Annotated in this window: 16 protein-coding genes and 4 tRNA genes; 6 read left to right on the top strand and 14 right to left on the bottom strand. The window is 35.9% G+C overall.

Annotation, left to right across the window (positions count from 1 at the left end; genetic code table 11):
- Positions 1 to 4: 4 nt before the first annotated feature.
- The 13 genes from rpoB to E1140_RS12765 form a co-directional block, all read right to left on the bottom strand.
- The gene (rpoB, locus tag E1140_RS12825) at positions 5 to 3,877 is read right to left on the bottom strand and encodes a DNA-directed RNA polymerase subunit beta (protein WP_155184277.1); all 3,873 of its coding nucleotides are present in this window, start codon (positions 3,875 to 3,877) and stop codon (positions 5 to 7) included.
- A 153-nt stretch (positions 3,878 to 4,030) separates the two neighbouring features.
- Complete coding sequence (gene rplL / locus E1140_RS12820) at positions 4,031 to 4,411, bottom strand: 50S ribosomal protein L7/L12 (protein WP_155184274.1); 381 nt, start codon at positions 4,409 to 4,411, stop codon at positions 4,031 to 4,033.
- Between the two features lie 46 nt (positions 4,412 to 4,457).
- Positions 4,458 to 4,982 carry a 50S ribosomal protein L10 gene (rplJ, locus tag E1140_RS12815; protein WP_155184271.1) on the bottom strand — a complete coding sequence of 175 codons (525 nt, stop codon included), beginning with the start codon at positions 4,980 to 4,982 and terminating at the stop codon, positions 4,458 to 4,460.
- Entirely contained in the window at positions 4,982 to 5,683 is a 702-nt protein-coding gene (gene rplA / locus E1140_RS12810; RefSeq protein WP_155184268.1) for a 50S ribosomal protein L1, read from the bottom strand. Before rplA ends, rplJ begins: the two co-directional genes overlap by 1 nt.
- A 15-nt stretch (positions 5,684 to 5,698) precedes the next feature.
- Positions 5,699 to 6,139, bottom strand: coding sequence for a 50S ribosomal protein L11 (gene rplK, locus E1140_RS12805; RefSeq protein WP_155184266.1), 441 nt, complete (start codon positions 6,137 to 6,139; stop codon positions 5,699 to 5,701).
- 3 nt (positions 6,140 to 6,142) lie between these two features.
- The gene (gene nusG / locus E1140_RS12800) at positions 6,143 to 6,700 is read right to left on the bottom strand and encodes a transcription termination/antitermination protein NusG (RefSeq protein ID WP_155184262.1); all 558 of its coding nucleotides are present in this window, start codon (positions 6,698 to 6,700) and stop codon (positions 6,143 to 6,145) included.
- A gap of 18 nt (positions 6,701 to 6,718) precedes the next feature.
- Positions 6,719 to 6,910 (bottom strand): preprotein translocase subunit SecE, encoded by a 192-nt coding sequence (gene secE, locus E1140_RS12795; RefSeq protein ID WP_155184259.1) that lies wholly within the window; start codon positions 6,908 to 6,910, stop codon positions 6,719 to 6,721.
- Between the two features lie 23 nt (positions 6,911 to 6,933).
- Positions 6,934 to 7,006: transfer RNA gene (locus E1140_RS12790), tRNA-Trp, on the bottom strand.
- A 177-nt stretch (positions 7,007 to 7,183) separates the two neighbouring features.
- Positions 7,184 to 8,371, bottom strand: coding sequence for an elongation factor Tu (tuf, locus tag E1140_RS12785; protein WP_155184256.1), 1,188 nt, complete (start codon positions 8,369 to 8,371; stop codon positions 7,184 to 7,186).
- A 112-nt stretch (positions 8,372 to 8,483) separates the two neighbouring features.
- Positions 8,484 to 8,555: transfer RNA gene (locus tag E1140_RS12780), tRNA-Thr, on the bottom strand.
- Between the two features lie 78 nt (positions 8,556 to 8,633).
- Positions 8,634 to 8,706, bottom strand: a tRNA-Gly gene (locus E1140_RS12775).
- A 67-nt stretch (positions 8,707 to 8,773) separates the two neighbouring features.
- Positions 8,774 to 8,856, bottom strand: a tRNA-Tyr gene (locus E1140_RS12770).
- 165 nt (positions 8,857 to 9,021) lie between these two features.
- Positions 9,022 to 9,330, bottom strand: a complete 309-nt coding sequence (locus tag E1140_RS12765; protein WP_155184254.1) for a DciA family protein — start codon at positions 9,328 to 9,330, stop codon at positions 9,022 to 9,024.
- A gap of 134 nt (positions 9,331 to 9,464) precedes the next feature.
- Between E1140_RS12765 and E1140_RS22100 the strand changes: the two genes are divergently transcribed.
- Entirely contained in the window at positions 9,465 to 9,740 is a 276-nt protein-coding gene (locus tag E1140_RS22100; RefSeq protein WP_155184251.1) for a 2TM domain-containing protein, read from the top strand.
- On the opposite strand, the gene recF is transcribed toward E1140_RS22100, so the two are convergent.
- Complete coding sequence (gene recF / locus E1140_RS12755; RefSeq protein ID WP_155184248.1) at positions 9,737 to 10,840, bottom strand: DNA replication/repair protein RecF; 1,104 nt, start codon at positions 10,838 to 10,840, stop codon at positions 9,737 to 9,739. The genes E1140_RS22100 and recF overlap by 4 nt on opposite strands.
- Positions 10,841 to 10,892: 52 nt before the next feature.
- Between recF and pdhA the strand changes: the two genes are divergently transcribed.
- The 5 genes from pdhA to E1140_RS12730 all read left to right on the top strand — a co-directional run.
- Positions 10,893 to 11,924 (top strand): pyruvate dehydrogenase (acetyl-transferring) E1 component subunit alpha, encoded by a 1,032-nt coding sequence (gene pdhA, locus E1140_RS12750; RefSeq protein WP_155184245.1) that lies wholly within the window; start codon positions 10,893 to 10,895, stop codon positions 11,922 to 11,924.
- Between the two features lie 96 nt (positions 11,925 to 12,020).
- Entirely contained in the window at positions 12,021 to 12,728 is a 708-nt protein-coding gene (locus tag E1140_RS12745; RefSeq protein WP_155184242.1) for a tetratricopeptide repeat protein, read from the top strand.
- 73 nt (positions 12,729 to 12,801) lie between these two features.
- Positions 12,802 to 13,287, top strand: coding sequence for a 6,7-dimethyl-8-ribityllumazine synthase (gene ribH / locus E1140_RS12740; RefSeq protein ID WP_155184239.1), 486 nt, complete (start codon positions 12,802 to 12,804; stop codon positions 13,285 to 13,287).
- Positions 13,288 to 13,295: 8 nt separating this feature from the next.
- A complete protein-coding gene (locus E1140_RS12735; protein ID WP_155184236.1) occupies positions 13,296 to 15,923 on the top strand; it encodes a TonB-dependent receptor in 2,628 nt (875 codons plus the stop codon).
- A partial coding sequence (locus tag E1140_RS12730) for a hypothetical protein (protein ID WP_155184233.1) occupies positions 15,920 to 17,248 on the top strand: 1,329 nt, incomplete at its 3' end. The genes E1140_RS12735 and E1140_RS12730, both read left to right, overlap by 4 nt.

Raw genomic sequence — 17,248 nt, 5'->3', positions numbered from 1 at the left:
TTTATTAGTCTAAAGTGATCTCTAATGCAAGTCCACGAAGTTCGTGTACCAATACATTAAATGACTCAGGAATATTTGGCTTACGCATGTTCTCGCCTTTAACGATAGCTTCATAAGCTTTTGCTCTTCCAATCACATCATCAGATTTGATTGTTAGAATTTCCTGAAGTACGTGTGATGCACCGAATGCCTCAAGTGCCCAAACCTCCATCTCACCAAATCTCTGACCACCAAATTGTGCTTTACCACCAAGAGGCTGCTGAGTAATTAATGAGTATGGTCCAATAGACCTTGCGTGCATCTTATCATCAACTAAGTGACCTAGTTTAAGCATATAAGCAATACCTACCGTTACTGGCTGATCAAATTTCTGACCAGTCAATCCATCATATAGGTAAGATCTACCATATTCCGGCAGTCCTGCTTCAGCTAATTCACCAGCAACTTCTTCCATAGAAGCTCCATCGAAAATAGGAGTAGCATATTTTCTGCCTAATTTATAACCAGCCCATCCAAGAACTGTTTCATAAATTTGACCAAGGTTCATCCTTGAAGGTACACCAAGAGGGTTTAGACAGATATCAACAGGAGTACCATCTTCTAAGAACGGCATATCCTCTTCTCTCACTATTCTTGCAACCACCCCTTTGTTACCATGACGACCAGCCATTTTATCACCCACTTTCAACTTACGTTTCTTAGCGATATATACTTTAGCTAATTGTACAATACCTGCTGGTAATTCATCTCCTACTTCAAGAGTGAAACGTTCACGTTTGAAATCTCCCGCAATCTCATTTCTCTTGATATTGTAGTTTTTGATCATTCTGAAAACCATCTGATTTGTATTGTCATCAGTAGTCCAGTTATCAAGGTTAACATCAGAAACAAGGTTTACTTCTTCAGGAACATTATAAGTACTTTCGTCTTTGTAAATGTTCTTCTCTGGGAATAAATTGTTTTCAATCAATTTACCTGAGAATTTAACACCTTTACTTACAATCTCATCTCCAAACTTATGCTTGATGCCTTGAGAAGTCTTGCCACTCAAAAGCTTAGTCAACTTCTCAATTACCTCGGCACGAAGCTCAAGTAATTGCTTGCTGTACTTATTCTTAAGTATTTCAACTTCCTTCTTAGACTTAGCTCTAAGGTCCTTATCTTTCTTAGGTCTAGAGAACAATTTAGTATCAATTACAACACCTCTTAATGATGGAGGCGCTTTCATTGAAGCATCTTTAACATCTCCAGCTTTATCACCGAAAATAGCTCTCAATAATTTTTCTTCAGGTGTAGGATCAGACTCTCCTTTAGGAGTAATCTTACCGATAAGGATATCTCCTTCTTTAACTTCGGCTCCAACTCTGATGATACCAAACTCATCAAGGTGTTTAACAGCCTCTTCGCTCACGTTTGGAATCTCAGAAGTAAGCTCTTCCTCACCTCTTTTTGTATCTCTAACTTCTAATTCAAATTCTTCAATGTGAATAGAAGTATAAACATCATTTCTTACAACTTTTTCAGAAATTACAATCGCATCCTCAAAGTTGTAACCTTGCCAAGGCATGTAGGCTACCATAAGGTTTCTACCTAATGCTAACTCACCTTGCTCTGTAGCATAACCCTCTACTAAAGGCTGACCTTTAACAATTCTTTGTCCTTTTTTTACAATAGGAGTCAAATTGATACAAGTATCCTGGTTAGTTCTTCTGAACTTGATAAGCTCGTATTCTTTGCTTTCAGCATCAAAGTTGACAAGAACATCATCGTCATTCATGTCATATTTAACAACAACCTTCTTAGCATCTACAAATTCTACTTCTCCATCTCCTTCTGCAAGGACCAAAGCTCTAGAGTCTAAAGCTACTCTACCTTCAAGACCAGTACCAACGATCGGTGCCTGAGGCTTCAATAAAGGAACTGCCTGACGTTGCATGTTCGATCCCATCAAGGCCCTGTTTGCATCATCATGCTCAAGGAATGGAATCAACGAAGCCGCAACAGATACAATCTGGTTTGGAGCAACATCCATATAACCTAATTCCTTAGGCTCAACTACAGGGAAGTCACCTTCAAATCTTGCTTTTACTCTTTCATTGATAAAGTTTCCATTATCTTTTAGAGGAGCATTAGCCTGCGCAATATTGAATGTATCTTCTTCTTCAGCTGTTAGATATTTAACATTACCTGTCATATCTACTTTGCCATTTGCAACCTCTCTATATGGAGTTTCAATGAATCCCATGTGGTTAACCTTCGCATGAACACAAAGTGAAGAAATTAAACCAATGTTTGGCCCTTCAGGTGTTTCAATAGTACAAAGTCTACCATAGTGAGTGTAGTGAACGTCACGAACCTCAAAACCAGCTCTTTCTCTAGAAAGACCACCAGGTCCTAATGCCGACATTCTTCTTTTATGCGTAATCTCAGCCAATGGATTCGTTTGATCCATGAATTGAGAAAGTTGATTAGTTCCAAAGAATGAGTTGATAACTGAAGAAAGCGTTCTGGCATTGATCAAATCAACAGGCTTGAAATCTTCATTATCTCTAACATTCATTCTCTCTTTGATCGTTCTTGCCATTCTTGCAAGACCAACACCAAATTGAGCGTACAATTGTTCTCCAACCGTTCTAACTCTCCTGTTACTTAAGTGGTCAATATCATCAACTACTGCTTTAGAGTTAATAAGTCCAATTAAGTATTTAACAATAAGAATAATATCTTCAGTAGTCAGTACTCTTTGCTCTGAACTTAAATCAAGACCTAACTTTTTATTGATTCTATACCTACCAACTTCACCCAAGTCATATCTCTTCTCACTGAAGAACAAGCTCTGGATAATATCCCTAGCTGTTTGCTCATCAGGAGCTTCTGTATTTCTTAATTGACGATAAATCTGCTCAACTGCCTCTTTCTCAGTGTTTGAGTTATCTTTTGATAAGGTATTGAAGATGATAGTAAAATCAGTAACGTTAACATCTTCTCTATGAAGAATAACTGACTTAGATCCTGAATCAACAATAACCTCAATATCCTCAGCTGTTAGAATATGATCTCTTTCTAATAGAACTTCATTTCTGTCAATAGATACAACTTCTCCAGTATCCTCATCAACGAAATCTTCAGTCCAAGTTTTAAGAACTCTAGCAGCTAATCTTCTACCTTCAGCATTTTTAAGATCTTTCTTAGTCGCTTTTACTTCTTCAGACAGACCAAATAAATCTAATATATCTTTATCCGTACCGTAACCAATTGCTCTTAACAAAGTAGTTACCGGGAATTTTTTCTTTCTATCAATATATGCGTACATAACGTTGTTCACGTCAGTAGCAAATTCTATCCATGACCCTTTGAAAGGTATAATTCTGGCAGAATACAATTTAGTACCATTGGTATGCTTACTCTGGGCAAAGAATACACCAGGAGATCTGTGTAATTGAGATACAATAACACGCTCAGCACCATTGATAACAAATGACCCTTTCTTGGTCATGTAAGGAATGTTTCCTAAGAACACTTCCTGTTCAATAGTTTCGAAATCCTCATTATCCTCATCATTGCAGGTTAATTTTAATTTAGCCTTCAATGGAACAGAATAAGTAAGACCTCTATCTATGGATTCATCCACAGAATATTTGGGAGGATCAACGATATAATCGATGAATTCCAAAACGAAATTTTCTCTAGAATCTGAAATTGGAAAATTTTCAGAAAACACTTTGAAAAGTCCTTCTTGTTCTCTTTTTTCGGCTGGAGTTTCCAACTGAAAGAAATCCTGAAATGATTGTACTTGAATGTCAAGGAAATCAGGATAGTCTATTACTTTCTTAATAGAAGAGAAATTGATTCTTGAGTTTTCTTTTTTATTAGCCAAAGCTTTAAAAGTTTTAATTACAAGATATTGCAAGTGCCGCCAGGTGTTGAGACGCTGACGAGTTTTGTTTGTAAAGTTGGTACAAACAGGAAAAGACCCCGATTAAAATCGGGGCCTAACAATGTGTTAGACGATCAAATATGTCGTCAAGGCTTACTTCAACTCTACTTCAGCTCCAGCTTCTTCAAGCTGCTTTTTCAAGCCTTCAGCTTCGTCTTTAGCAACGCCTTCTTTAAGAGGTTTTGGAGCTCCGTCTACTAATTCCTTAGCTTCTTTAAGTCCAAGACCAGTTAATTCTTTTACCAATTTAACAACTGCAAGTTTTGCACCACCAGCTGCTTTAAGGATAACATCGAACTCAGTTTTCTCAGCTCCAGCATCTCCTTCGCCACCACCAGCAGGTGCAGCTACTGCTACTGCTGCTGCCGCTGCAGGCTCGATACCATGAGTTTCTTTCAAATACTCCGCAAGTTCGCTAACTTCTTTAACTGTTAATTCTACCAGTTGATCTCCAAGTGCTTTAACGTCTGCCATTTTAATTCTTATTTAATTATTCGTTAGTTTCTAAAATTTTTAAAATTTATCTCTCAGATAATGCTTTTACCAAGCCACCAATTGTGTTTTTACCACTTAATAGAGCAGAAACAACATTTTTGGCTGGTGATTGAAGCAATCCAATAACTTCACCGATAAGTTCTTGTTTAGACTTGAGCTCGCTCAACATCTTCAAGTTCTCCTCACCTATAATGAAATCTGTATCAATTGATGCAGCCTTCAATAGGGGTTTAGTCATTTTCTGCTTTGCTCTGTACTCAGTAATTACTTTTGCTGGAACATTAGCAGCTTCTTCAGAGAAAATTACTCCAGAGAAACCTTTTAATTGATCGTCAATTAGCGAATGATCCGTGTTCATTTCATCCAAAGCCTTTTTGATCAAAGTATTTTTAAATACTCTGTACTCAACACCTTTAGTAAAACATAGTCTTCTAAAGTTATTGATTTGGGCTACTGAAAGTCCTGAAGCATCAGTAATGTAATAATGAGCATTCTTCGAGAACTTGTCTTTTAGTTCATCAATGATTTGTGCTTTTTCTTGACGTGTCATTATTGTATTCCTGAAATTGTACTTTTATCTATTGTAATTGAAGGGCTCATAGTAGAAGAGAGGTTAATACTCTTAAAATATGTTCCTTTCGCGGAAGCCGGCTTCATTTTTGAAACCGTTTGTAACATTTCTCTTACGTTGTCTTTGATTTTCTCAGGAGTAAAAGAGGCCTTTCCAACACTCACGTGGATAATACCAAATTTATCAACTTTGAAATCAATTTTACCAGCCTTTACCTCAGTCACAGCTTTTCCTACTTCTAGTGTTACTGTACCTGATTTAGGATTTGGCATCAAACCTCTTGGTCCTAATACCTTGCCTAAACGACCTACTTTAGCCATAACTGTAGGCATAGTAATGATTACGTCAATATCAGTCCATCCACCTTCAATTTTGGTGATAAACTCATCTAGTCCAACATAATCAGCGCCTGCGTCTTTGGCTTCTTGCTCTTTATCAGGAGTACAAAGTACTAATACTTTTAGATCCTTACCTGTTCCATGAGGAAGTGTAACAACACCTCTCACCATTTGATCAGCTTTCTTAGGATCTACACCTAACCTGATATCTAAATCAACTGAAGCATCAAACTTTGTGAAAGTAATGTCCTTCACAAGCTTAGAAGCATCTTCTAAACTATACTCCTTAGTTGCTTCGTATTTTTCGGCTATCGCCTTTTGATTTTTTGTCAACTTTCCCATTTTCTGTATTAATTATTAACTCCAGGGAGCTGTTCCAGTCACTTTTATACCCATGCTTCTTGCCGTTCCAGCCACCATTTTCATAGCAGAGTGTGATTCGAAAGCATTCAGATCAGGCATTTTTGTTTCAGCAATAGCCTTCACCTGATCCCAGGTAATATTTCCAACTTTATTTCTATTTGGTTCTGGAGAACCACTTTTCTTCTTTGCAGCTTCAAGAATTAAAACCGCTGCAGGAGGAGTCTTAATTACAAAGTCAAAAGACTTATCTGAAAAGATAGTAATTAAAACAGGTAATACCTGTCCTTGTTTCTCCTGGGTTCTAGCATTAAACTGCTTACAGAAGTCCATGATATTTAGACCTTTACTACCTAAAGCCGGTCCTACAGGAGGCGATGGGTTAGCTGCCCCACCTCTAATCTGCAATTTCAAGTATCCACTAATTTCCTTAGCCATTTCTTAATCTAATTTTTCTACTTGCATATAGTTTAGTTCAACAGGAGTATTCCTGCCAAATATCTTCACCATAACATTGAGTTTCTTTCTTTCTTCAAAAACTTCCTCAACTGTACCTGTAAATCCTGAAAATGGTCCATCCATTACTTTCACAGATTCACCTACTATATATGGTGTCTCTAATTTCTCTTCAAACTCATCAACCTCATCTACTTTTCCTAGAATTCGATTAATTTCACTTTGTCTTAAAGCAACAGGTTCTTTAGACTGACCTGTACCATTATTACCTAAAAAGCCAATTACTCCCGGTATACTAGTCACTACGTGATTAGCTTCTCCATTTGAAAGATCAGCGGATACAATAACATATCCAGGAAAGAAATTTCTTTCACGAACTCTCTTTTTTCCATTCCTCATTTCGTACACCTTTTCAGAAGGTATTAAAATCTGAGGAACAAAATCTGTAAGTCCTTCTCTTTCAATTTCAGTTTCCAGGTAAGCTTTAACTTTCTTTTCCTGTCCACTAACTACCCGTACTACATACCAATTTAATTCGCTCATCACTAGTATCGGTTATAATTAAAACTCACCGTAAAACCAATCCATTCCAGTTTGAAAAACATAGTCAATCAAACCTATGAAAAGCGCAAAAATCAAAGATGCAATGAGTACAAGAATAGAGCTATTTTGAAGCTGGCTATACTTTGGCCATGAGACTTTGTTTTTCATCTCATCGTATGACTCAAGAATAAATGTCTTTAATTTATGCATTGAAACAGTATTTTAAATTTTAGCACGGGTGGAGAGACTCGAACTCCCAGCCAATGGTTTTGGAGACCACTACTCTACCAATTGAGCTACACCCGTTTGTATTTTATATTACGAGCAAATTCTCTTCTTCTCTACCCTCGTATTTTGAACTTGCTTAACCGCAATTAATTCCCCTACAGTCCAAAATGGTCTGCAAAGGTACTATAAAGTTTTTTAGAAAACAAAAGCGTTCCAGAATAATTTCCAGAACGCTTTCTCTAATGATTTTTATTCTTAGTCTAGAATTTCAGTTACCTGACCAGACCCTACAGTTCTACCACCTTCTCTGATAGCGAAACGAAGACCCTTCTCCATAGCAACCTTGTTGATCAACTGCACCTCGATAGATACGTTGTCACCTGGCATTACCATCTCCACGCCTGCTGGCAAGAAAATTTCACCAGTTACGTCAGTTGTTCTTAAGTAGAACTGAGGACGGTATTTGTTAAAGAATGGAGTGTGACGTCCACCTTCTTCTTTTGAAAGAACGTAAACCTCTGCTTTGAATTTTTGGTGAGGAGTTACAGAACCTGGCTTACAGATTACCATACCTCTTTTGATACTTTCTTTTTCGATACCTCTTAAAAGAAGACCAACGTTATCTCCTGCTTCACCTCTGTCTAATATTTTTCTAAACATTTCAACACCAGTGATGGTAGACTTAAGTCCTTCAGCACCCATTCCTAAAATATCAACAGGATCTCCAGTGTTTATTACACCTCTTTCGATTCTTCCAGTAGCAACAGTACCTCTACCAGTAATAGAGAATACGTCCTCAACAGGCATCAAGAAATCTTTGTCAATTAATCTTTCAGGAATTGGAATGAAATTATCAACTGCATCCATCAATTCTTCAACTTTAGCAACCCACTCAGGCTCACCGTTAAGTGCACCTAAAGCAGAACCTTGGATAACTGGAATATCATCTCCTGGGAAATCATAATCAGAAAGCAATTCTCTGATTTCCATTTCAACAAGCTCTAATAATTCAGGATCATCTACTAAGTCAACTTTGTTCATGAAAACAACCAAAGCAGGAACACCTACCTGACGAGATAAAAGGATATGCTCTCTAGTTTGTGGCATAGGACCGTCAGTTGCAGCAACAACGATGATAGCACCGTCCATTTGAGCCGCACCAGTAACCATGTTCTTAACGTAGTCAGCGTGACCAGGACAGTCAACGTGAGCATAGTGTCTGTTATCAGTTGCATATTCGATGTGAGAAGTATTGATTGTAATACCTCTTTCTTTCTCTTCCGGAGCATTATCGATTGATGAGAAGTCTCTTGAAGATGCAAGACCTTTGTCAGACAATACTTTAGAAATAGCCGCTGTCAAAGTGGTTTTACCGTGGTCAACGTGACCAATGGTACCAATATTAACGTGGGGTTTTGAACGGTCGAAGTTTTCTTTAGCCATATTTGAAAATCCCTAGTTTAGTTTAAAATTTATCTTTTTGTTTACTTATTTTACAATACAGTTATGGATCAAATTCAGAGTATTACCTCCGGATATGAACCATTAATTTTTGAGCCAAGAAGGGGATTTGAACCCCCGACCTCTTCCTTACCAAGGAAGCACTCTACCCCTGAGCTATCTCGGCTGATTAGCCCTCAGTTCTCTGTATAAGTTGAAGTAACCTTTAAAAACCTAGAACATCAAACCAAGACCTCATTTTAAGAGCGGGAGACGAGGTTCGAACTCGCGACCTACAGCTTGGAAGGCTGTCGCTCTACCAGCTGAGCTACTCCCGCTTTAAGATTTGGGACAGCGAATTTACGATTTTTCTTGTCAATACAGAAATACGCTGTCGTTAATCAGTGGGGGGAGCAGGATTCGAACCTGCGAAGTCATAAGACAACGGATTTACAGTCCGTCCCAGTTGGCCGCTTTGGTATCCCCCCGTGGTACAATATTATTAAGAACTACCTTCCAAAATTAACCTTCTTATAGGTGACTTTTTCGAAAGGAAGTGCAAAATTATACGGTTTTTTATTTTTATCAAACTTTTGAAAAAAAAAGTAGATTTATTTTCAGGCACCTCATTTTTAAGCCATACAAAGCACTTTTTACATGAAAATAATTTCTTTGATAATGTCTTTACCAATTTCCTTTTCGAAAATCGATACAATCTTGGCTTTTGACATTGACAATTCCTTCTTCAAAGGAGCAGATGTCAACTCTATAAAGAGCACTTTATTCTTTATAAAAATCTTAGAGGTTCTGTTGGCTATTGTTGCTCCCATTAATTTTTTCCAGGAATGGATAAGGCGATTTTCATCAAACCTCTCTTGCAGGTGATATTGTTTAAGCAAATCGCTTATCGCATCTCCTACAGATGTGGTTTCAGATTTTCTGTTATTGTAATACTTAGCCATGAAGATCAAAGGTACATAACATACTTCGTAAACCTTTAGAATTACAATTATCAATAAGCCCTAGTGAAAAACTATTTCATCAAAAACATTGTCAATTTGAGATAATATTGATTTAAAGTAATATATTTATTGCTATGAGTGATGATCTGCAAGAAAAAACAAAACAGCTTCTCAATGACCTAAATTACTTTTTAGTTCATATTGTCATATACTTCATAGTAAACATATCTCTGGTGCTTTTTGCCTTTGGTAACTTAAGCGGAAGATGGTGGGTCTTTTTTGTTATTCTAAGCTGTTCTTTAGCCCTGTTATATCACTGCATTAAAGTATACGGAGTAGATCTATTGAAGAGCAAGAATAAGAAACTCAATCTGCTTTGGTCATTTTTCTTTAAGCTGACAATAGGCTAAACGGGACTTAGCTGACCAGCGTGAATTTTATAATAGGCTGCAGATATATTTAATGAACTGAGCATTTCACGCGTTCTTTCCTCCCGAGCATCTGTTATAAATACTTGCCCAAATTGATCTTCAATAACCATGTTAAGAAGCTTCTTTATTCTATTACTGTCAAGCTTATCAAATATATCATCAAGCAATAAAATTGGTTTGTGCCTCATTGATTCATCAATGACTTGAAAGTGAGAAAGCTTAAGTGCAATAGAAAAACTCTTTTGTTGTCCCTGCGAGCCAAATTTCTTTAAAGGATTATTGCCTATTAAAAATTTAAAGTCATCCTTATGAATCCCCAATGTTGTCCGTTCTAAAGCCACATCCTTGTTAACAGCACCTTTTAAATCATGGGCAAAATCGGAAGAGGACAAGTTTGAGCTGTATTCAATATTTACACTTTCTAATTCCTCACTTAAAAAGGCATACTTCTTTAAAAACACATCTTTAAACTCATTACTAAATTTATACCTCTTCTGATAGATCTCCTGACCTAGCTCTATTAACACATTGTCATAGTTCTCAAGTAGGTCGTAATTAATCTTCTTTGTTTTATTAAAGGTTTTGAGAATGCTATTCCTTTGCTTAAGATTATTGTTATACTTAATAAGGTGTCTTAAATAGTTAGAATCTATTTGACTAATAATGGTATCAAAGAAGCGCCTTCTGGTTTCGCTCCCCTCTCTGATAATGTCCGTATCGTAGGGAGTAATTAACACTACCGGAAACCTTCCTATATGTTCGGATAATTTATCATAGTCATTTTTATTAACTTTAAATGACTTCTTGGTGCCCTCCTGAAAATAACAGACTACCTCATTCTGGTCTTTACCATTAGCAAATGTTCCCTTAATGCTAAAATAGTTTTCATCAAACTTTATGTTCTGACTATCAATAGAGTTATGAGCACTTTTGGTCATTGATAAATAGTAGATAGCATCCAATATATTAGTCTTACCACTACCGTTAAGACCTACTAGGCAGTTGATTTTATCGGAAAAAGTTAATGATGCTTCTTCGTAATTTTTGAAGTTAATCAAACTTAATTTTTCAATGTGCATTAACTTTTTTTGCTTATTTTCGCAGTCCAAATTTGTATTCAAAATTAACATTATGGCAAGTACAACAAAAGGAAAAGCCCAATCAAAATCATCTTCGGCCAAGTTTTCTAAAGAAACATACATGGAGTGGTTTGAGAGTATGCTTTTGATGAGAAAGTTTGAAGAGAAGGCAGGTCAGTTATATGGCCAGCAAAAAATCAAAGGGTTTTGCCACTTATATATAGGACAAGAAGCTTGTGTTGCAGGAGCAGTATCAGCTTTAAAGAAGGGAGATAAATATATCACTGCTTATAGAGATCACGCACACCCTATTGCTTTGGGTTCTGATCCTAAAAAGATCATGGCAGAGCTTTTTGCAAAAGAAACTGGTATCTCTAAAGGAAAAGGTGGATCAATGCACATGTTTGACTTTGAAAATCATTTCTTCGGTGGACATGGTATTGTAGGTGGACAGGTGCCTTTAGGAGCTGGAATTGCCTTTGCTGAAAAATTTAACAAGACAGATAACCTGTGCATGTGTTACATGGGAGATGGTGCAGTAAGGCAAGGTGCCTTTCATGAAGCATTAAATTTAGCTATGACTTGGAAACTGCCTGTTATATTCGTGATCGAGAATAATGGATATGCCATGGGTACATCAGTGCAGAGAACTTCTAATGTAACTGAGCTTCATACATTAGGTAAAGCTTATGAGATGCCTTCTGAAGCTGTTGATGCAATGTCTGTCGAGGAAGTACATAAATCAGTAGAAGTAGCGGCCAAAAGAGCCAGAGATGGAAAAGGACCTACCCTTCTTGAATTCAGAACTTACAGATATAAGGGACACTCAATGTCTGACCCTGCTAAATACAGAACTAAGGATGAGGTTGAAGAATACAAGAAGAAAGACCCTATAGAGCAGGTTAGAGATGTTATCTTAAAAAAGAAATATGCCAGTGAAAAAGACCTTTCTGCTATTGAAGACAAAATCAAAAAAGAAGTAGCTGAATGTGTGAAATTCGCTGAAGAATCATCATACCCAGATCCAAGTGAAGCATTTAAGGATGTTTACGTTCAGGAGGATTATCCATTTTTAATGGAGTAAAATAAACAGAAGTTAATGTTGAATTTAAAATTGAGGAAGTTCATTTCTTCTTCAATTTTAAATTCTTAGCTTTGCAGCCTTAAATTTTATTTACTAATGGCAAGTACGAAGAAAAAGAAAGATCAAGAGAATCACGCTAATGATTTGTTGGAAAATCCAGAAGCGCTTGCAGACCAATTATCTAAAACAGAAGAGTTTATTAATAATAATAAAGCTTTAGTACTAGGGTTAGGTACTGTTCTTGTTCTGCTGGTAGCTGGATATTTTGGATTCAATACCTATAAGAATTCACAAAATGAGCAGGCTCAGAACGATATGTTCCAGGCTATTTATTATTTTGAATCTGATAGTTTAGATTTAGCCCTTAACGGTGACGGAATCAATTACGGTTTTTTGACAATTATAGATGAGTATGGCATTACAGATGCGGCTAACCTTGCCAATTTCTATGCTGGATCGGCTTATTTAAAACAAGGCAGCTTTAAATCTGCTATTTTATACCTTGAAGACTTTCAGGCTGATGATCTTTTGATTCAAGCCAGAGCTTATAGTCTTATTGGCGATGCTAATATGGAACTTGGCGAATATAACGAAGCTGCAAACTACTATGAGAAAGCTGCAAATTATGAAGCTAACAAATATTTCTCTCCTAGATATTTAATGAAAGCCGCACTTGCTTATGAAAATGCTAATGACCTGGATGCTGCAAAAAATGCTTACTCTCAAGTTATAGAGAAGTATTGGGATTCTTCTGAAGTTCAAAATGCTAAGAAATTTAAAGCTAAGTTAGACTCAGCTTCTTAATAATAGAAAACATTTATAGAAAGGGATAGGGTTAGCCTTATCCCTTTTTTTATTTTTGAATAAATTTAAAAATATGTCATCATCACTTAAAAACTTAAGCGACCACACCGCTAAAAACATAGGCGATATGTCTGGAAAGAAGTTCGGTATATTAGTGTCTGAATGGAATAGCGAAGTGACTGAATCACTATACTCTGGAGCCTTTGAAACCCTTATTAACAATGGCGCCAGTCGTGAAAATATAATAAGGAAAGATGTACCAGGTAGTTTTGAGTTATCTCTGGGTGCTCAATGGATGGCACAACAAGACGATATAGATGCCGTAATTTGCCTAGGTTGTGTTATACAGGGTGAAACAAGGCATTTTGATTTTATTTGTAATGCAGTGGCTCAAGGTGTTACCGATGTGAGTCTAAAGTATAACAAGCCCGTTATTTTCGGAGTGCTAACTCCAGACAACCAGAAGCAAGCACTTGACAGGGCTGGCGGAAAGCATGGTAACAAAGGTGACGAAGCTGCCATAACAGCAATTAAGATGTTGAGTTTGGGTTCATATTAAATCACTTCATGAATAACCTTTATAATTTAGTGCTAAAAAGCCTAGCTACTCTGATTTTTGTTTCATTATTATCACTCAATTATACTTTCTCTCAAACAAAAGAAGTTATTACAAAAACTTTTACCGAAGAGCCTGTATCTAATATTTTAGAGTATTTAGATACTGAATACAATTACAAAATCTACTATAAAAAAGAATGGTTAAATGGTCTAAACAAATCTGTTAGACTTGAAAATGACCTAATATCAACTGCTTTAGCCAAGATTTTATTTGGAACCGCTATCTCTTACAAATTTTTAGATGATCGAGTTATTGTTCTATTAAATGATAATAATATTTCATCAGAAACTTACCCTGTAGTAATAACAGGTAAAATTACAGATGCACTTACAAATGATCCTGTGCCAAACGCTAATGTGATAATTTCAAGATTAGGAAAAGGAGTTTCTACTGATATTAATGGAAATTACAAAATAGAGATACCCTCTGGATCTCATAGTATTCTTATCAAGTCTCTGCTTTATAATGAGCAGCAATTCAATTTAAATATCTATGACAACTTCAGCTTAGATGTAGAGCTTTTTCAAAATACTTTGGAACTTGAAAATATCAACATAATCGCCAACAACCCTGAAGATAATTTAAATAATCTTCAGCCGGGGAGTGTTTTGGTTAAGCTTGAAAGAATTAACAAACTACCTACTTTTTTGGGTGAGGTTGATGTTGCACAAATAATTAGTGCATTACCTGGTGTTCAATCTGTTGGAGAAGGCTCTTCAGGTTTCAATGTTAGAGGAGGCGGAGTGGACCAAAATTTAATATTATTAGATGGCATTCCTATCTACAATTCATCTCACTTGTTTGGTTTTTTCTCCATATTTAATCCCGAAGTAGTAGAAAATTTTTCTATTTCAAAGGGCGGCTTTTCCTCCGAGTATGGAGACAGACTTTCTTCTATATTAAATGTTGAAATGAAAAACCCTATTTCAGAAGCGCTTGAAATTAGTGGAGGCGTTGGCCCAATAATAAGCAAGTTGACTGCGTCAGTTCCCTTGAAGAAAAAAAAGGCAGGTATTCTAGTTTCAGGAAGAGCAAGCTACCCTACTTGGATACTTAAAAAAATTGATGATCCAGACATAAGCCAAAGCTCTGCATCTTTTCAAGACCTAACCGCTAAGCTTGGGTTTCAAATTGGTAAAAATGACCTTATTAACTTATCAGGGTATACTAGCTTTGACCAATTTAATCTTTTTGGAGATAGTACGTATACATATTCAAGTAATGGATTAAGTCTTAATTGGTTACATAACTTTCAAGATGATTTAAGCTTGCAGTCATTGTCATATATTTCTAAGTATGAGTCTTCAGTTGATGATGAAACCCCATTTTTTGAATTTCTTTATTCAAATGGGTTAACAAGATATGGCAACAAAACAACATTAAGCTATTTCAGGAATTCAACTTCATATTTTGTTGGGGCTGAGATGAATTACACAAAGTTTAGCATGGGGGAAAGAATTCCGAGCGTAAATTCTGTTCTAACTGCCAAGCAGTTACCCGATGAGAAAAAAACCATTTTATCACCTTTTGCAGGAATAAATCACAGGATTTCAACTGACCTTAACTTTGAAGTAGGAGTCAGGCTCAGCCTAAACTATTTAAATACAACTAACCAGTTTTTATTTGATGAACAAAGTCCTAAAAATGAAATCAATATAATTGATACTGTATCTATACCAAGATCAAAACTTCTTACTTCTGATTTACAACCGAGACTATCAGTAAATTATAGATTAAATAGCAAGTCTTCATTAAAATTCAATTACACAAGAGCTGTTCAATACGAGTTTTTACTATCAAGTTCCTCGGCCAGTTTACCTACTGATATTTGGAAGTCATCTGACATGAACACTAAGCCCAGCAAAGTACATGCATTTTCTTCAGGCTATTTTTTCAACTTAAGAGATAATGCATATGAAGCTTCTATTGAGGGCTATTATAAGTATTTTGATTATTTAAACATTCCTAAAACTGGAGCAGATGTTTTATTAAATGAATATGTTGTTACTGAAATTGTGGGCGCAACAGGTCGTTCCTATGGAATTGAATTCCTAATTAAGAAAAATACTGAACCTGTTACGGGGTGGTTGAGTTACTTCTATTCTAAAACTGAAAACAAAACCACTGGTGATTTTGGGGTAGAGCAAATAAATAACAATAAGTATTTTCCGTCAGACTTTGACCGACCACATAATATCAATTTAATGACCAGCTTTAAATTAAGTCGTTTATGGACCTTATCAACTACCTTTAACTATAGTAGCGGCAGACCAGTCACTTTACCTGAATCGTCATATGTTATTAATGGAACCAGAATCTTTAATGTTACAGAAAGAAATAATTATAGAATAGCTCCGTCTCATCGATTAGACCTATCAGTCACATACGAAGGGTCAAACAAAAAGGACAATAGGTTTGACAGTAGCATTACTTTTTCCATCTATAACGTTTATGCCCGTCAAAACCCTTTCACAGTGTATACGACATCTTTACAAAATACAATACCTAGGTCCATTCAACTATCAGTAATTGGCAGTGCAATTCCCTCCATAACATATAATTTTAAATTTAAATGAGGTATTTATTTCTTTTGTTGCTGTGCATTTTTCAAAACTCATTATTTGCTCAAAATCATGGCAAAGTAATCTTAAATAAAAATGTTTATCTACCTGGAGATACGATTCAAGGTTCTTTATTCATAAATAACACTCAGTACCAAGGATCAGCTCAAGTCTATTTAATAAATGACCAACTTCAGAAAGTATCAAAAGCTTTAGTAAACATTGATGACCAATTAGGAACATTTTATTTCAGCATTGAAGATACCACCAGTACAAGTGCTACTAGTATCCAGGTTTTTATTGGCGAGAACCAAAATCCCTTTTTAATTGAGCCTGTAAACATTTTGAGAAAGTCTTCATTGAATTTAAAAAATTCATACCCTTTGCCAAATCAGAAAGAAATCCAATATCTAAACCTATCCTCAGATGTCAAAATAGGCAGTGAGTACAAGTTTAGAGTAGAAACAAAAGACCTTAGTTTACTTAGTATTTCAGTTTTAGATTTAAAGCAAGGAGTTCCTTACACAACTGGTAACAATGAGATAGAAGAGTATAATGGTCAAATTGTAGTTAACAGTGTTAATGGTTTCTCGGAAAAATTTCTTTTATCTGACATAACCGGCAAAGCGTTACCTTATGAAAAATTGATAATATCATCTCCACAAGATGGTCAGGTTAGATATGCTATTTCCAATAAGGATGGCTTGGTAGAAATCCCTCAATTAAATTTTGATGGTATTCGGTTATATTACTTCACCCCATTAAGCTCTGAATCAGATTTACATAATGTTGAAAACATAGATCCCAGCATTTCTTTTAAAAAAGAACAATTCGAAATAGTTAAACTGGATTCCATGAAAGTTGAATCTATCATCAGCAAAAACAACTTAAGAAAAGAAATTGATTTGTATTACACTCCAAAAAAGAAAACATCTTTTTTCAGTGCTGACACAATTCAAATTACGCGCTTAAATGTTTCTGATTATGAAATTAACCTGAGTGATTACGTTTCATTTAGTTCTTTTAAAGAGGTCATCAAAGAGGCAATTCCATATACTTTCTTTAAAAAGAATAGACTGTGGGTTTTTGATGAGGGACAAAACAAATCTTACCCAATGGCCCCTGTAATATTGCTGAATAATATACCCGTGTCCAGTGACAGCATTATGAATTTGCCAAGTGAAGAAGTAACCTTTGTTCAAGTTATAAATAGACTTAATAGTCTAATTAGAGTTGGCGGTTTTTCAAGGCATGGGATAATTTCAATATATGCTCCGAATATAAATATCACTGATTTCACAAATACTGTCCCAGTTAATATCGAAGGATATCAGGAGAAA

Origin of the sequence: Fulvivirga lutimaris, assembly GCF_009711525.1 — a bacterium.
Classification (GTDB): domain Bacteria; phylum Bacteroidota; class Bacteroidia; order Cytophagales; family Cyclobacteriaceae; genus Fulvivirga; species Fulvivirga lutimaris.
This window is presented reverse-complemented; position numbering and strand designations above follow the sequence as displayed.